Below are 15,638 nucleotides of genomic sequence, written 5' to 3' on the forward strand. Positions count from 1 at the left end.
GAAGACTGAAAATGCCAGAATTACCAGAAGTAGAACATGTTAAGAGAGGTATCGAACCTAAATTAATTGGAAGAACGATTCAACATATTAAATTTTCAGATAAAGTGAAAATAGGTAAAGATACAGGTAAAGAAACGATTGTTAAAGGTACCTCTTTAGAAGAATTTAAAGCGCGTATTGAAAATTATACGATTACGAACGTATACAGACGAAGTAAATATATATTTATAGAATTAGAAAAAGATCAAAATCACCATATTATGATGTGTCATTTTGGTATGACAGGTGCTTTCTTTACAGTTCCGCAATTAGAAGATATTACGATACCAAATCATAAAAAGCATTGGCACGTTATTTTTGAGTTAGATAATGGAATTAAACTTATTTATACTGATATTCGAAGATTTGGTGAAATAAGAGCTTTGAAAGATTTAACAGAATATCCTTCAGTATTAAAAATAGCGCCAGAGCCATTTTTTGAAGAAGCCTTTCTTCATTATAAAGAACAAATTAAGACAAAAAAGTTTATTAATAAACCTATAAAAGTGGCAATACTCGACCATACAGTGATTTCAGGGTGTGGAAATATATATGCATGCGAAGCTTTATTACGTGCAGGAATTTTGCCTAGTCGTAGCGTTAAAGAATTAAGTGAAGAAGAACAAGAAAAAGTATTTCGTGAAGTAGTGGAAGTTCTTCAAGAAGGTATTGATAATGGTGGATCAAGTATTTCTGATTATTACAATGCCGACGGAGAAAAAGGAACGATGCAAGAAAGACATCTTGTATATGGTAAAAATATTTGCGGACAATGTGGTGGTACTATTGAACAAGAAATCATAGCTACAAGAAATACTCATTATTGTCCAAACTGTCAAAAGTAGGTGTGTAAAGATGAGTCGTGTAATAGGTTTAACCGGTGGAATAGCTACGGGGAAATCAACAGTATCAAACCTGTTAAAAGAACATGGGTTTTATATTGTGGACGCTGATATAGCTAGTCGTAAAGCTGTCGAAAAAGGCAGTAAAGGATTAGATGAAGTGCGAGAAGTATTTGGTGACGAAGCAATAATTGATGGTGAAATGAATCGTCAGTATATTGGCCAGATTGTTTTCAATGATGAAAATATGAGAAATAAATTAAATAACATTATACATCCTAAAGTTCGTGAAATAATGGAAGATGAGAAACAACAAGCATTGAACGAGGGAAAAAACGTTATAATGGATATCCCTTTATTATTTGAAAACCAATTACAAGATACAGTTGATGAAACATGGTTAGTATATACAAATGAAACAAACCAAATTAATAGATTGAAAGAAAGAAATCAATTGACTGATGACGAAGCACTATCACGTATACGTTCACAAATTCCAATTGAAGAAAAACGACATTTAGCAGATGAAACTATTGAAAACAATGGCACAAAAGAAGATTTAGAATCGACTATTATTCAATTTTTAACTGCTAAAAACTATAAAACCACATGATTTTATAATAATTTCAAGTTTGAATTACTGATATTTTGATGCGTTCTTTAAGATAGACACTTTAAGTGTTTAAATTGAAGAGCGCATTTTTGTTTTACTAGAAAATTCAATGTTACATACTAAATATAATATATGAGTAAAAATACTTAATAACGTAGTTTTATTAATAAAAATAAAATTTTCAAAAACATAATAGTAAACGTTTTCAATACGATTTTAATGTGATATACTAATTGCAACAAATAGTATATCACATTAAAAGGGGTTCTCGATTATGAAAAAAAATATTGCGATTAACGGATTAGGAAGAATAGGTAGAATGGTATTAAGAGGTGCACTTAAATCTGATGATTTAAATATTGTTGCGATAAATGCGTCTTATCCGCCAGAAACAATTGCACATTTAATTAAATATGATTCAACACATGGCAAATTAGATGAAGAAATAAAAGCAGTTGAAGATGGAATTGTAATAAATGATCATAAAATTTTATTAGTGTCAGAGAGAGACCCTAAATTATTACCATGGGGAACATTAAATATTGATATTGTTATAGAAGCAACAGGCAAATTCAACCATGGAGATAAAGCAGTTTCACACATAGATGCAGGTGCTAAAAAAGTAATATTGACTGGTCCTGCTAAAGGTGGGAAAGTTCAAACGATTGTTAAAGGTGTAAATGATAATCAACTTAATTTAAAAGAATTTGATATTATTTCAAATGCTTCTTGTACAACAAATTGCTTAAGCCCTGTAGCTAAAGTCTTAAATGATAAGTTTGGTATTGAAAATGGCTTAATGACAACCGTTCATGCTTTTACAAATGATCAAAAGAACTTAGATAATCCGCATAAAGATTTAAGAAGAGCACGTTCTTGTACTGACAGCATAATACCAACTTCGACTGGAGCTGCAAAAGCTTTATCACTCGTATTACCAGAATTAGAAGGTAAAATGCATGGTATGGCATTAAGAGTACCAACTTCAAACGTTTCTTTAGTTGATTTAGTTGTTGATTTGAAAACTGATGTAACGATAGAAAAAGTAAATGATGCACTAAGAGAAGCAAGTAATGGAGAATTGGCAGGGATTATGGCTGTAAGCGATGAACCATTAGTTTCAATTGATTTCAATACTGACCCACATTCAGCTATTGTTGATGAACAATCTACGATGGTCATTGGAGATAATAAAGTTAAAGTATTGGCTTGGTATGACAATGAATGGGGATATTCAATGAGAGTTGTTGAATTAGCTGAGCAAGTGGCAAACATTTTAACTGAAACACAAGAACAAAAAATTTCATAATTGATATACTTAATAAACACAATGCGAATTTTGAAATTTGCATTGTGTTTTTATTTGATGATTTACAAATGTAAAGTAGTGAGCGTTTAAAAATATCCGAAACTACTGTATAATCTATGTATGAAAATATAAGTTCTGAGAGGTGAAACGAATGAGATGTCCAAATTGTAAATATGATAATTCTAAAGTAGTGGATTCAAGACACGCTGATGATCTGACTGCTATAAGAAGAAGAAGAGAGTGTGAATCATGTGGATTTCGTTTCACGACATTCGAAAGAGTTGAACTATCACCTTTAATAGTAGTTAAAAAAGATGGAGCTCGACAAACTTTTAATAGAGATAAAATATTAAATGGTCTCGTTCGTTCATGTGAAAAAAGACCAGTTGCTTTTCAAAAACTAGAAGATATTACAAACCAAGTAGAAAAAGACTTAAGAGCTGAAGGAGTTACTGAAGTATCTTCTAATGATATTGGAGAAAAAGTAATGGAACATTTAATGGATGTTGATCAAGTATCATATGTAAGGTTCGCGTCTGTATACAGAGAGTTCAAAGATGTCGATCAATTGCTACAATCAATGCAAGGTATTTTGAAAGACCGAAAGTAAGGTGATTATTAATGGCGGAATATTTTAGTGGTATAAAGCCTGGAGATGGCTTTTACGTGAAATCAAATTATAATTACACACATGTCCATCAAGACATATTAACTAGCTTATATACGCCGTTAATTGGTACTGATGCAATAGGTGTTTATTTATATTTATCACAATTTAATTTTCATAATGAACATGACGCTTATAGTCATTATACAATTATGAATGATTTAAAAATTAATTTATCAAATTTTAGAGATTCGTTAGATTTATTAGAAGGTATTGGATTAATTAAAACTTTTATGAAAGTAAACCAAGAAGAGCAAACATTTATATACTCGTTACAACAACCTGCTACAACTGAACAATTCTTTAATGATCCATTATTATCAGTTTTTTTATACCAACAAATAGGTAAGGCAAGATTTATTGCCTTGAAAAATAGATATAAAGATAAAAGTGTTTCTACTTCAGATTATAACGATGTTACCAAAACTTTCACAGATGTTTTTAAAGTGCCTAATATGTCACAAGTAGCACCTACAGATTCAATAGAAATACAACAAGATGCTAAAAACAAAGGTTTGGATTTATCCGATGTAAAATTCGATTTTGAAATGCTTGAGTTATTACTGAATAATCATTTAATTTCTAAAGAGATTTTAAATAAAAAGACAAAAGAAGTAATTATACAAATTGCTACATTATATGGTATAACACCTGTAGATATGAAATCTATCATTTTAAAATCTATAACAGAGAACCAAACAATCTCTTTAGAGGATTTAAGGAAACATGCTCGCTCAATTTATCAAATAGAGCATGAAGGTGCTTTACCAGCATTAGAAGTAAAGCAAGGTAGTATAACATCAAGTCAAAATGAACAACCAAGTGAAGAAGTAAACTCATTATTATCTTGGTATGAATTATTAGATACTACAAGCCCTATTGAAATGTTATCTTCGTTTACAGAATCTGAGCCAACCGTTGCACAGAAAAGACTTGTAGAAGAAATCATTACTAGAGAAAAATTACCTTACGGGGTTATGAACATACTATTACAATATGTTATGTTCAAAAACAACATGCAATTACCGAAAGCTTATATTGAGGAAATCGCTTCTAACTGGAAGAAGTTAAAGCTAAGTTCAGCAGAGGAAGCTTATAATTATATTAAAGAATTTGAAAAGAAAACTAAAGAAAAGAAAAAGCAACGTCAAGAAAAAGGTAATTATAATTCATATAAATTGAAATCGATTGAAAAAACACCTGATTGGCTATTAAAACAAAAATCGAGTGAAGAAAAAGAAGACGGCGCCAATAATGATAAACAACAAGATGAAACTGATGAAGAATTTGAAAAAAGAAAAAAAGCTCTACAAAGAGAAATGGAAGCATTTTGGAAAGAAGGTGATCATTGATGGAACCGCTAGGGCAGCATTTGCAACAAAATAAAGATTTTCAAAAAAGACTAGATAAAATAAAAAGAGATACACTTGCCAATAAAGAAGTGAAAGCATTTATAGAAGCACATCAATCTGAATTGACAAATGCTATGATAGATAGAGATTTAGATCAACTGCAAGCATTTAAAGACCAGTCGAAAAGTTGTGAAAAATGTGATTGTTACAATAAATGCATTAACTTTGTTAAAGGGCATGTTCCAGAATTATACATTCAAAATGATCACATTAAAATTAGATATTTACCATGCCCGAATAAAATAGAACATGATGAACAACGCTTCCAATCTAACTTAGTAACATCTTTTCAAATGCCTGAAGAAACATTACAGGCAACAATTAAAGATATATACGTAGATAATGAAGCGAGAATGACTATTATTAAAAAAGCTATGGAAATTTGTAATAAAATAGTGAATGGTGAAGATACTAAAGGACTTTATATACACGGTCCATTTGGAACAGGTAAATCATATATACTTGGTGCAATATCTAATCAATTGAAATTGAAAAACCAAGCTTCAACAATTATATATTTACCAGAATTTATTAGAGTATTAAAAAATGGTTTTAATGATGGTTCATTTAGCCAAAGATTTGAATCTGCTCGAGAAGCAAAAGTATTAATGCTTGATGATATTGGTGCGGAAGAAATAACCCCTTGGGTAAGGGATGAAGTATTAGGTCCGTTATTACATTATAGAATGGTCCATAAACTACCGACTTTCTTTAGCTCGAACTTTAATTTTGAAGAATTAGAATTTCATTTGAGCAAAACGAGACAAGGTGCTGAAATAACGAAAGCAAGTAGAATTATGGAACGAATTAAGACAATTACTGAAGACTATGAACTTGAAGGCAAAAACTATAGAGCGTAATTTTAGCTTGATATTTTATAATAGAGTTGTATAATTGAATTATCTTAAATGAATATTTAAATTTAGAGGACATGACGTCTATTTAGCATTCACAGAGAGTCTCATCTAGCTGAAATTGAGATAATGCGATATATTCGGTTACTCCCTCATACATGATGTGTTAATCCACATTCGGCTCAAGACCGTTATCTTATGTAGAGTTATCGTAAACACAATAAGTTTGCGTTAATGAGGGTGGTACCGCGAGAGATTTCGTCCCTTTGGATGAGGTCTCTTTTTTATGTTCTTTAATAATTTTAATGAGGAGGAAGTCGTTATGAGCGAAATAAATATCAAATTTCCAGATGGCAATGTGAAAGGATTTGAACAAGGCACAACAACTGAAGATATTGCTCAATCTATTAGCCCTGGGTTAAGAAAAAAAGCAGTAGCAGGTAAATTCAATGGACAACTAGTCGATTTAACTAGACCTTTAGAGGAAGATGGGGATATTGAAATTGTAACACCTGGTAGTGACGAAGCTTTAGAAGTGTTAAGACACTCGACTGCACATTTAATGGCACAGGCATTGCAAAGATTATATGGAGATGTGAAATTTGGTGTTGGTCCAGTCATTGAAGGTGGCTTCTACTATGATATAGATACAGAACACAAAATTTCTAGTGACGACTTCGAAACGATCGAAAAGGAAATGAAACAAATCGTAAATGAAAACTTCAAAATTGAACGTAAAGTTGTATCTAGAGATGAAGCTAAAGAATTTTTCAAAAACGATGAATATAAATTAGAGTTAATTGATGCTATACCTGAAGACGAAAATGTAACGCTATATTCACAAGGTGAATTTACTGATTTATGTAGAGGTGTACACGTACCTTCAACTTCGAAAATTAAAGAATTTAAACTTTTATCAACTGCAGGGGCTTATTGGAGAGGCGATTCTAATAACAAAATGTTGCAACGTATTTACGGTACTGCATTCTTCGATAAAAAAGATTTGAAAGCTCACTTGAAAATTTTAGAAGAGAGAAAAGAACGTGACCATAGGAAGATCGGTAAAGAATTAGAACTATTTACAACTAACCAAGATGTTGGCGCTGGACTACCTTTATGGTTGCCAAATGGTGCTGTAATTAGACGTGAATTAGAGCGATATATTGTAGATAAAGAAGTAAGTATGGGTTATGACCATGTTTATACACCAATCATGGCTAACGTTGATTTCTATAAAAAATCAGGTCACTGGGATCATTATCAAGAAGACATGTTCCCACCTATGGATGTAGGTAATGAATCGTTAGTTTTACGACCTATGAACTGTCCACACCACATGATGATTTATAAAAATAGTCGTCATTCTTATCGTGAATTACCTATACGTATTGCTGAATTAGGCATGATGCATAGATATGAAGCAAGTGGTGCAGTATCAGGTTTACAACGTGTTCGTGGTATGACTTTAAACGATGCGCACATCTTTGTTAGACCAGATCAAATTAAAGAAGAATTTAAGCGTGTAGTAAACATGATTTTAGATGTTTACGAAGACTTTGGATTCAAAGACTATACTTTCAGATTGAGTTATCGTGATCCTGAAGATAAAGAGAAATACTTCGATGATGATGAAATGTGGAATAGAGCTCAAGCAGTATTGAAAGAAGTAATAGATGAAATGGAACTACCATATGAAGAAGCGATTGGTGAAGCGGCATTCTACGGTCCTAAATTAGATGTTCAAGTGAAAACTGCAATGGGTAAAGAAGAAACTTTATCAACTGCGCAACTTGATTTCCTATTACCGGAACGCTTTGACTTAACATATATTGGTAAAGATGGAGATGAACACCGTCCAGTTGTTATCCATAGAGGTGTTATTTCAACTATGGAACGTTTCACTGCTTTCTTAATAGAAGAAACTAAAGGTGTATTCCCAACGTGGTTAGCACCAAATCAAGTTGAAATTATACCTGTTAACGTAGATTTACATTATGATTATGCTAGATTATTACAAGATGAATTGAAATCACAAGGTGTTCGTGTTCATATCGATGATCGTAATGAAAAAATGGGCTACAAAATAAGAGAAGCTCAAATGAAAAAAATACCTTATCAGCTTGTTGTAGGTGACAAAGAAGTAGAAAATCAAGAAGTTAATGTTAGACAGTATGGATCAAAAGATTCAAAAACAGTCGAAAAAGACGAGTTTATTTGGAATCTTGTTGATGAAATTCGCTTGAAAAAATAAGAGGCTATTGAAAATTTCGGATTCTTCAGTTATAGTTTAATAGTAAAAATTAATTTAATATTCCTCAGTAATGAGTTAGAGGTTGCGATGTTCAAGATTATACATTCAGAAGTGTTATGGCACATATGTTGAAATGTAGAAAGGGGATATTGCCGAAATAAATAGTGACCATAATGCTATTTATTGGGCCAGTGTTAAATAAATACTGGACTGTCACACTAAGTGATGTGCTACCAATTTGTATGGAATGTTCATATATGGTCGCATATCGAATAGGGTATGCGACTTTTTTAGTGGCTCTATTGTGGAATTGTAGAAAGGGAAAGATCAATGTCGCAAGAAAAAACAACTAATAATATTCAAAGGAAGTTAAAAGATAGACACATCTCTATGATTGCTATCGGTGGTTGTATCGGTACAGGTTTATTTATGACTTCGGGTGGTGCTATAAGAGACGCGGGACCAGGTGGTGCATTATTAGCATATGCAGTAGTTGGTATTATGGTCTTCTTCCTTATGACATCGTTAGGAGAAATGGCAACATATTTACCAGTTTCGGGATCATTTAGTACATATGCTACAAGATTTGTTGATCCATCATTAGGTTTCGCTTTAGGTTGGAACTATTGGTTTAACTGGGTTATTACAGTAGCAGCTGATATTACAATTGCTTCTCAAGTTATTAGCTATTGGGAACCATTAGAAATATTACCTTCATGGCTATGGAGTATCATATTCATGTTGATTATATTTGGTCTTAACGCACTATCTGTTAGAGTATATGGTGAAAGTGAGTACTGGTTTGCATTTATTAAAGTTGCAACAGTTATTATCTTTATCGGTATCGGTTTATTAACGATATTTGGTATTATAGGTGGTCAATACTTAGGATTTGATAATTTTCTTGTAGGAGATGCACCGTTCCTAGGAGATTCAAATGTGAATACATTCTTATTAACATTAGGAGTATTCTTAGTTGCAGGGTTCTCATTCCAAGGTACAGAACTTATTGGTATTACGGCAGGAGAATCTGAAAATCCTGAAAGAGCAGTGCCGAAAGCAATTAAACAAGTGTTTTGGAGAATATTACTATTTTATATTTTAGCTATATTTGTAATAGGAATGATTATTCCGTACACAAATACGAACCTAATGGGTGGAGATGAAATTGCTAAATCGCCATTCACGCTTGTATTTGAAAATGCAGGATTAGCATTTGCAGCTTCATTTATGAACGCAGTAATCTTAACTTCAGTATTATCAGCAGGCAACTCAGGTATGTATGCTTCTGTAAGAATGCTGTTTTCAATGAGTAAAGATAAATTGGCTTCACCAGTATTTTCAAAAACAAATAAAGCTGGTGTACCTTATACAGCGTTAATAGCTACTGCATTTGTAGTTGTATTAATATTTATAATAGAACATTTAAGTGGTGGCGCTTATGAATATATTATCGCAGCTTCAGGTATGACAGGCTTCATTGCTTGGTTAGGTATTGCGATCAGTCATTATAGATTTAGAAGAGCTTTTGATTTACAAGATTATGATAAAACAAAACTAAAATATAAAGCTAAATTATTCCCATTTGGTCCATTGTTTGCATTTATATTATGTGCGATTGTCATAGTAGGCCAAGATGTAGACTTTATACAAACGGGTGAATTTGATCCTAGAAGATTTTTCATTACTTATATGGGTATTCCTGTATTCTTAGTATTTTACATTTTCCATAAGTTAAAATATAAAACGAAATTAATTCCATTAGAAAAAGTGGACTTAAGTCAAGATGTTGATATGGAAGAATTCGAAAAGAATATTAAATAAATATTGACATAAAGGTTTATAGTTGGTATGATAGGTCATGTTGAATACGAAACGGACCAAGTAGAAGCATACCCGCTTCTCACCTGTAGTGACGCTTTAAGCAGTTGGCAGGTAAAAATAAACCTTTAATGTTTATGGATAAGAGCGGGTGCATTTATGCATTCGCTCTTTTTTTCTTGGACGACTTCGTAAAAATCTAGGAGGTGTCAACCATAGCTAAAGATCAGACTCAAGTTAACGACAGAATTCGCGCAAAAGAACTTCGACTAATTGGCCAAGATGGTGAACAGATAGGTGTTAAATCTAAACAAGAAGCTATTGAAATGGCTGAAAGAGTAGATTTAGACGTTGTTATCGTAGCACCTGGTGCTAAACCACCTGTTGCAAGAATTATGGATTACGGAAAATATAAATTCGAACAACAGAAAAAAGAAAAAGAAATTCGTAAAAAGCAAAAAGTTGTTAATGTTAAAGAAATTCGATTGAGTCCAACTATCGAAGAACACGACTTTGAAACTAAACTAAAACATGCTCAAAAATTCTTATCTAAAGAAGATAAAGTTAAAGTATCTATTAGATTTAGAGGTCGTGCGATTACGCATAAAGAAATTGGTCAACGCGTGCTTGAACGCTTTGCAGAATCTTGTAAAGATATAGCAACAGTTGAGCAAAGACCTAAAATGGAAGGGCGTTCAATGTTCCTAATGTTAGCGCCTATCACAAACGAAAAATAAACCGAAATACTAGGAGGAAAACTCAATGCCTAAAATGAAAACTCATCGCGGAGCAGCTAAACGTGTTAAAAGAACTGGTTCAGGACAATTAAAGCGTTCTAGAGCGTTTACTTCACACTTATTCGCAAACAAATCAACTAAAGCTAAACGTCAATTACGTAAATCTACTTTAGTATCTAAATCAGATGTAAAACGAGTTAAACAAATGTTAACGTACGTAAAATAATAAATTTATTGGACTAATGGTCCATTTCAAGGAGGAATTATCATGCCACGTGTTAAAGGTGGAACAGTGACGAGAGCTCGTCGTAAAAAAGTCTTAAAATTATCTAAAGGTTACTTTGGATCAAAACATACATTATACAAAGTTGCTAAGCAACAAGTTATGAAATCAGGTAACTATGCTTACCGTGACCGTCGTCAGAAAAAACGTGAATTCCGTAAATTATGGATTGCTCGTATCAACGCTGCGGCTCGTCAAAACGACATCAGTTACAGCCGTTTAATGAATGGTCTTAAATTAGCTGGTATCGAAGTTAACCGTAAAATGTTATCTGAAATCGCTATTTCAGACGAAAAAGCTTTTGCTGAATTAGCTACTAAAGCTAAAGATGCTTTAGCAAAATAATAAATATATATAGAGTCCGGGGGCATTTACCATGTCCTGGACTCTTTTTTTATAAAGAAGATTAAATTTAATATAAAGGTATCTTCTTTACGCCTTATATACGCTTTGATAAAATAAAGAAGAACAACTTATAAGGAGAATACTATGTCTAAATTTGATGAAATGATTACAGTTGTCCCTAGAAAGACAATTTTTAAAGATGAAGCTTATCAATTCGATGGTTTTAAATCTATTCAAGATGAAGAAACGAAATATATTTATGAAACAATTAATGAGTACGAAGTTAAAAGACGTGGGGACATGGAAGAAGATCCTTCATATAAACAACTTATTTCATATTGTATTTTAGAAAATGAAAATGATGAAATACTTGTATATGAACGACTAACAGGTGGAGGAGAAGGTAGACTTCATGGCTTAAGTTCTATTGGTGTAGGCGGTCATATGAATGATGTTCCAAATGCTACAAATGTAGAAGAAGTGATTCGAGATAATGCAGAAAGAGAATTAGAAGAAGAAGTAGGGCTTGATAAAGAAAATGTTAAAAATATGGAACTAATCGGCTTTATTAATGACGACCAAAACGAAGTTGGTAAAGTACACATCGGATTAGTTTTCAAATTAAAAGTAAATGAATCAAGTGTTGAAGCTAAAGAAACTGATACCTTGAAAATTAATTGGGTTAAACAATCAGATTTAGCGAATAATAAAAATTATGAAACATGGAGTAGCTTAATTATAGACGGCTTATATAGAAGAGGTGAGTGACCTTGTCTGATATCATTCCATTTCCTAAATTAAAGAATCAATTGATTACAAATATTAAAACTTCAATGCAAGATGGTGAATATGATAAAGCATATGAATCATTCGAAACATATGAACAACATTTTGAAATGGATGAACAATTATCGTTGATGAAATGTGAAGTTTTAAAGTCTTGCGGTCATTATCTAGAATTAAGAGAAGAAGCAAGTATATTATTAAACCAAGGTCACGAACAATATGATCAAGTTGTAATATATTTTGTAGAAAGCCTATTTCAATTAGAACAGTATCAAACTGTAGTGGAAATCATAAATCAAATTAAAGATGAAGCTATTGACCATGCAACAAGAATGACTTTAATACCAATGCAAGATTTAGCAAAAGATAAGCTAGAACAAAGGAAACTTAAAGCTTCAGAAATTTTAAAGACTTTTAAAGATACAAACTTTGAGGAACAAGTGCAATTATTAATAGATTTAATAGATAACCATCTAGGTATTTTCAATTTAACATTAGCTCAAATTATTGAGAATGAACCGTTACATCCAAATGTTCAAAGCTTAATATTAGAGTATTTACGTTTGGGAGAATGGTCAGCTGAAGTTAAATTTAATAAAATAGATACAAATATAGCTATTGTTCCTACAGAACTTAGTGGCATTGAAAGAACAGATTTTAAAATAAATATTATACCTAAAATTATTGAACAACTTGAAATAGATAGCCCAGCGTCTATAGAATTAAGTAACTCTATATTAAATCAACATGCCATTTTACTTTATCCAATCGAATTTAAATCTATTAAAAATGAAGTTTTAATAGCATGTTACTTGAAACTTTTATCAGAACGCCTTAATATATACGCTAACTATGAAAGTGTGAGCCAAGATGATTGGGAACAATTTATTGGCGTTATTCAGAAATTTGAATGAATATAAACACTATAGTTGAAACATTGAAAAGCTATGTTATAATTAAAGAGTTGAAAATTAATAAATTAGGATAATCACGGAGGTTTTTATTCATGACAGCAACATGGGAAAAGAAAGAAGGCAACCAAGGTTTATTAACTGTTACGGTTCCAAAAGAAGAAGTAGATAAAGGATTAGACAAAGCATTCAAAAAAGTTGTTAAACAAATTAATGTGCCTGGTTTCCGTAAAGGTAAAATGCCAAGACCATTATTTGAACAAAGATTTGGTGTTGAATCATTATACCAAGATGCTTTAGATTTTATTTTACCTGAAGCATATGGTAATGCAGTAGAGGAAGCAGAAATCAACCCTGTTGATCGTCCAGAAATCGATGTTACACAAATGGAAAAAGGTAAAGAACTTATCTTTGAAGCAACTGTAACTGTAGAACCTGAAGTAGAATTAGGTGAATACAAAGGTTTAGCTATTGAAAAGCAAGACCGTGAAGTAACTGACGAAGAATTCGAAGAAGCTTTAAATGATGCGGTAAGTCGTCAAGCTGAATTAACAGTTAAAGATGGTGAAATTGCTGAAGGTGATGTAGCTAACATTAACTTTGATGGTTATGTTGATGGAGAAGCTTTTGAAGGTGGACAAGCTGAAGGTTATGATCTTGAAATTGGTTCAGGTTCATTTATTCCAGGATTTGAAGAACAACTTATCGGTCTTAAAGCTAATGATAGCAAAGATGTTGTTGTCACATTCCCTGAAGAATACCACGCTGAAGAATTAGCTGGTAAAGAAGCTACTTTCAAAACAGAAATCAACGAAGTTAAAGGTAAAGAAGTTCCTGAATTAGATGATGAATTAGCTCAAGAACTTGATGAATCTGTAAAAACAGTTGATGAATATAAAGAAAAATTACGTAAAGACTTAGAAGAAGCTAAAGTTAACCAAGCTGACGCTACTGAAAAAGAAGAAGCAATTACAAAAGCTTCTGATAATGCTACTGTAGATATTCCAGAAGCTATGATTAACACTGAATTAGATCGTATGATGCAAGAGTTTGAACAACGTATTTCTCAACAAGGATTAAACCTTGATTTATATTATCAATTCTCAGGACAATCAGAAGAAGAACTTAAAGCTCAAATGAAAGAAGACGCTGAAAAACGTGTTAAAACTAATTTAACTTTAAGAGCTATTGCGGATGCTGAGAACATTGAAATTTCAGACGAAGATGTTGAAGCTGAGTTAACAAAAATGAGTGAACAATTCGGATTATCTGTAGAAGATATTAAATCTACTTTAGGTAATAATGATATCTTAGTTAATGACCTAAAAATCCAAAAAGTTATCGACTTATTAGTTAATGAATCTAAAGAAGCATAATCGTTATTCGGTATTAAAATAGATCATAGTAGCAGAATATTTCTGCTACTATTCTTTTTTAACCCGTTTAATTTGAAATAATAAAGTACTTTTAGTATAGTCTAGAAGAAGAATAGGGGTGTAAAAATGTTTAAATTTAACGATGGTGAAGAAAACTTAAAATGTTCTTTCTGTGGTAAAGAACAAGATCAAGTTAAGAAACTTGTAGCTGGTAGTGGTGTTTACATTTGTAATGAATGTATAGAACTTTGTTCAGAAATAGTAGAAGAAGAGTTAAAATCACAAGAACCAGAACAATTTACTGAAGTTCCTACACCTAAAGAAATATTAGAGCAATTAAATGACTATGTAATTGGTCAAGAAAGCGCTAAAAAATCATTAGCAGTAGCTGTTTATAACCATTACAAACGTGTTCAACAACCTTCAGAAAGTGAAGATGGTATTGAATTGCAAAAAAGTAATATTGCACTAATAGGTCCAACTGGTAGTGGTAAAACATTACTAGCTCAGACATTAGCTAAATCATTAAATGTTCCATTTGCAATTGCAGATGCTACAAGTTTAACTGAAGCAGGTTACGTTGGTGAAGACGTTGAAAATATATTATTAAGATTAATTCAAGCTGCAGACTTTGATGTTGAAAGTGCTGAAAAAGGAATCATCTATGTGGATGAAATCGACAAAATTGCACGTAAATCTGAAAATACTTCAATAACTCGTGATGTATCAGGTGAAGGTGTTCAACAAGCACTTCTTAAAATTCTTGAAGGTACAACAGCAAGCGTACCACCTCAAGGAGGAAGAAAACATCCTAACCAAGAATTTATCCAAATTGATACAACAAATATCTTATTTATTCTTGGTGGTGCCTTTGATGGTATCGATGAAGTTATTAAACGTCGTTTAGGTGAAAAGGTAATTGGTTTTAGTAGTGCTGGAGAAGAAATCAGCGATGAAGAATCATTACTTTCACAAATTAGACCTGAAGACTTACAGTCATATGGTTTAATTCCTGAATTTATTGGTCGTATTCCAATTGTAGCTAACTTAGATACGTTAGATGTTGAAGCTCTTAAAAATATCTTAACTAAACCGAAAAATGCTTTAGTTAAACAATATACTAAAATGTTAGAGCTAGACGATGTAGAACTTGAATTCTCTGATGAGGCTTTAGGTGCTATCAGTGAATTAGCTATAGAACGCAAGACTGGTGCTCGTGGTCTTCGTTCAATCATTGAAGAAGCTCTAATTGATATCATGTTTGATATTCCATCAAGCGATGATGTAACGAAAGTCGTTATAACTGAAGAGACAATTAGAGATCATAAGAACCCAAGCTTATATGATAGCGAAGGTAACTTATTAAACGATGAAAAAACATCAGCTTAAATT

At 32.1% G+C, this 15,638-nt stretch carries 15 protein-coding genes, 1 riboswitch and 1 other annotated feature; all 15 genes read left to right on the forward strand.

Going from position 1 to position 15,638, the window contains the following annotated elements; genetic code table 11:
* Nucleotides 1-11 precede the first annotated feature (11 nt).
* Nucleotides 12-884 (forward strand): DNA-formamidopyrimidine glycosylase, encoded by an 873-nt coding sequence (mutM, locus tag ACNMOQ_RS05955; RefSeq protein ID WP_218729365.1) that lies wholly within the window; start codon nucleotides 12-14, stop codon nucleotides 882-884.
* Nucleotides 885-894: 10 nt separating this feature from the next.
* A complete protein-coding gene (gene coaE / locus ACNMOQ_RS05960) occupies nucleotides 895-1,494 on the forward strand; it encodes a dephospho-CoA kinase (RefSeq protein WP_016999307.1) in 600 nt (199 codons plus the stop codon).
* Between the two features lie 274 nt (nucleotides 1,495-1,768).
* Complete coding sequence (locus tag ACNMOQ_RS05965; protein ID WP_064204343.1) at nucleotides 1,769-2,803, forward strand: glyceraldehyde-3-phosphate dehydrogenase; 1,035 nt, start codon at nucleotides 1,769-1,771, stop codon at nucleotides 2,801-2,803.
* 151 nt (nucleotides 2,804-2,954) lie between these two features.
* Entirely contained in the window at nucleotides 2,955-3,413 is a 459-nt protein-coding gene (nrdR, locus tag ACNMOQ_RS05970; RefSeq protein WP_016999305.1) for a transcriptional regulator NrdR, read from the forward strand.
* A gap of 11 nt (nucleotides 3,414-3,424) precedes the next feature.
* A complete protein-coding gene (locus ACNMOQ_RS05975) occupies nucleotides 3,425-4,822 on the forward strand; it encodes a replication initiation and membrane attachment family protein (protein ID WP_416350343.1) in 1,398 nt (465 codons plus the stop codon).
* On the forward strand, nucleotides 4,822-5,742 hold the full coding sequence (gene dnaI, locus ACNMOQ_RS05980) for a primosomal protein DnaI (protein WP_016999303.1): 921 nt from the start codon (nucleotides 4,822-4,824) through the stop codon (nucleotides 5,740-5,742). The genes ACNMOQ_RS05975 and dnaI overlap by 1 nt, the downstream gene beginning before the upstream one ends.
* 316 nt (nucleotides 5,743-6,058) lie before the next feature.
* Nucleotides 6,059-7,987: a threonine--tRNA ligase gene (gene thrS / locus ACNMOQ_RS05985; RefSeq protein ID WP_016999302.1), complete on the forward strand. Its 1,929-nt coding sequence runs from the start codon at nucleotides 6,059-6,061 to the stop codon at nucleotides 7,985-7,987.
* Between the two features lie 68 nt (nucleotides 7,988-8,055).
* Nucleotides 8,056-8,228, forward strand: a riboswitch (Lysine riboswitch).
* Nucleotides 8,229-8,317: 89 nt separating this feature from the next.
* Complete coding sequence (locus ACNMOQ_RS05990) at nucleotides 8,318-9,811, forward strand: amino acid permease (protein WP_416350344.1); 1,494 nt, start codon at nucleotides 8,318-8,320, stop codon at nucleotides 9,809-9,811.
* A 52-nt stretch (nucleotides 9,812-9,863) separates the two neighbouring features.
* Nucleotides 9,864-9,991: a sequence feature (ribosomal protein L20 leader region), on the forward strand.
* A gap of 23 nt (nucleotides 9,992-10,014) precedes the next feature.
* The gene (infC, locus tag ACNMOQ_RS05995) at nucleotides 10,015-10,545 is read left to right on the forward strand and encodes a translation initiation factor IF-3 (protein ID WP_064204340.1); all 531 of its coding nucleotides are present in this window, start codon (nucleotides 10,015-10,017) and stop codon (nucleotides 10,543-10,545) included.
* Nucleotides 10,546-10,570: 25 nt separating this feature from the next.
* Nucleotides 10,571-10,771: a 50S ribosomal protein L35 gene (rpmI, locus tag ACNMOQ_RS06000; RefSeq protein ID WP_016999300.1), complete on the forward strand. Its 201-nt coding sequence runs from the start codon at nucleotides 10,571-10,573 to the stop codon at nucleotides 10,769-10,771.
* Nucleotides 10,772-10,813: 42 nt separating this feature from the next.
* Nucleotides 10,814-11,173, forward strand: a complete 360-nt coding sequence (gene rplT / locus ACNMOQ_RS06005; protein WP_016999299.1) for a 50S ribosomal protein L20 — start codon at nucleotides 10,814-10,816, stop codon at nucleotides 11,171-11,173.
* Between the two features lie 144 nt (nucleotides 11,174-11,317).
* Nucleotides 11,318-11,941 carry an NUDIX domain-containing protein gene (locus ACNMOQ_RS06010; protein ID WP_016999298.1) on the forward strand — a complete coding sequence of 208 codons (624 nt, stop codon included), beginning with the start codon at nucleotides 11,318-11,320 and terminating at the stop codon, nucleotides 11,939-11,941.
* Nucleotides 11,938-12,873, forward strand: coding sequence for a hypothetical protein (locus ACNMOQ_RS06015; protein ID WP_416350345.1), 936 nt, complete (start codon nucleotides 11,938-11,940; stop codon nucleotides 12,871-12,873). The genes ACNMOQ_RS06010 and ACNMOQ_RS06015 overlap by 4 nt, the downstream gene beginning before the upstream one ends.
* Nucleotides 12,874-12,965: 92 nt before the next feature.
* Nucleotides 12,966-14,246, forward strand: coding sequence for a trigger factor (tig, locus tag ACNMOQ_RS06020; RefSeq protein ID WP_016999296.1), 1,281 nt, complete (start codon nucleotides 12,966-12,968; stop codon nucleotides 14,244-14,246).
* 126 nt (nucleotides 14,247-14,372) lie between these two features.
* The gene (gene clpX, locus ACNMOQ_RS06025; protein WP_016999295.1) at nucleotides 14,373-15,635 is read left to right on the forward strand and encodes an ATP-dependent Clp protease ATP-binding subunit ClpX; all 1,263 of its coding nucleotides are present in this window, start codon (nucleotides 14,373-14,375) and stop codon (nucleotides 15,633-15,635) included.
* Nucleotides 15,636-15,638: the final 3 nt, after the last annotated feature.

Source organism: Mammaliicoccus lentus, assembly GCF_947036595.1.
Taxonomy (GTDB): domain Bacteria; phylum Bacillota; class Bacilli; order Staphylococcales; family Staphylococcaceae; genus Mammaliicoccus; species Mammaliicoccus lentus.

Excerpts from the sequence above, each read along its gene's own strand:
- mutM (WP_218729365.1), top strand. The coding sequence starts at position 12 with ATGCCAGAATTACCAGAAGTAGAACATGTTAAGAGAGGTATCGAACCT.
- coaE (WP_016999307.1), top strand. The coding sequence starts at position 895 with ATGAGTCGTGTAATAGGTTTAACCGGTGGAATAGCTACGGGGAAATCA.
- ACNMOQ_RS05965 (WP_064204343.1), top strand. The coding sequence starts at position 1,769 with ATGAAAAAAAATATTGCGATTAACGGATTAGGAAGAATAGGTAGAATG.
- nrdR (WP_016999305.1), top strand. The coding sequence starts at position 2,955 with ATGAGATGTCCAAATTGTAAATATGATAATTCTAAAGTAGTGGATTCA.
- ACNMOQ_RS05975 (WP_416350343.1), top strand. The coding sequence starts at position 3,425 with ATGGCGGAATATTTTAGTGGTATAAAGCCTGGAGATGGCTTTTACGTG.
- dnaI (WP_016999303.1), top strand. The coding sequence starts at position 4,822 with ATGGAACCGCTAGGGCAGCATTTGCAACAAAATAAAGATTTTCAAAAA.
- thrS (WP_016999302.1), top strand. The coding sequence starts at position 6,059 with ATGAGCGAAATAAATATCAAATTTCCAGATGGCAATGTGAAAGGATTT.
- ACNMOQ_RS05990 (WP_416350344.1), top strand. The coding sequence starts at position 8,318 with ATGTCGCAAGAAAAAACAACTAATAATATTCAAAGGAAGTTAAAAGAT.
- rpmI (WP_016999300.1), top strand. The coding sequence starts at position 10,571 with ATGCCTAAAATGAAAACTCATCGCGGAGCAGCTAAACGTGTTAAAAGA.
- rplT (WP_016999299.1), top strand. The coding sequence starts at position 10,814 with ATGCCACGTGTTAAAGGTGGAACAGTGACGAGAGCTCGTCGTAAAAAA.
- ACNMOQ_RS06010 (WP_016999298.1), top strand. The coding sequence starts at position 11,318 with ATGTCTAAATTTGATGAAATGATTACAGTTGTCCCTAGAAAGACAATT.
- tig (WP_016999296.1), top strand. The coding sequence starts at position 12,966 with ATGACAGCAACATGGGAAAAGAAAGAAGGCAACCAAGGTTTATTAACT.
- clpX (WP_016999295.1), top strand. The coding sequence starts at position 14,373 with ATGTTTAAATTTAACGATGGTGAAGAAAACTTAAAATGTTCTTTCTGT.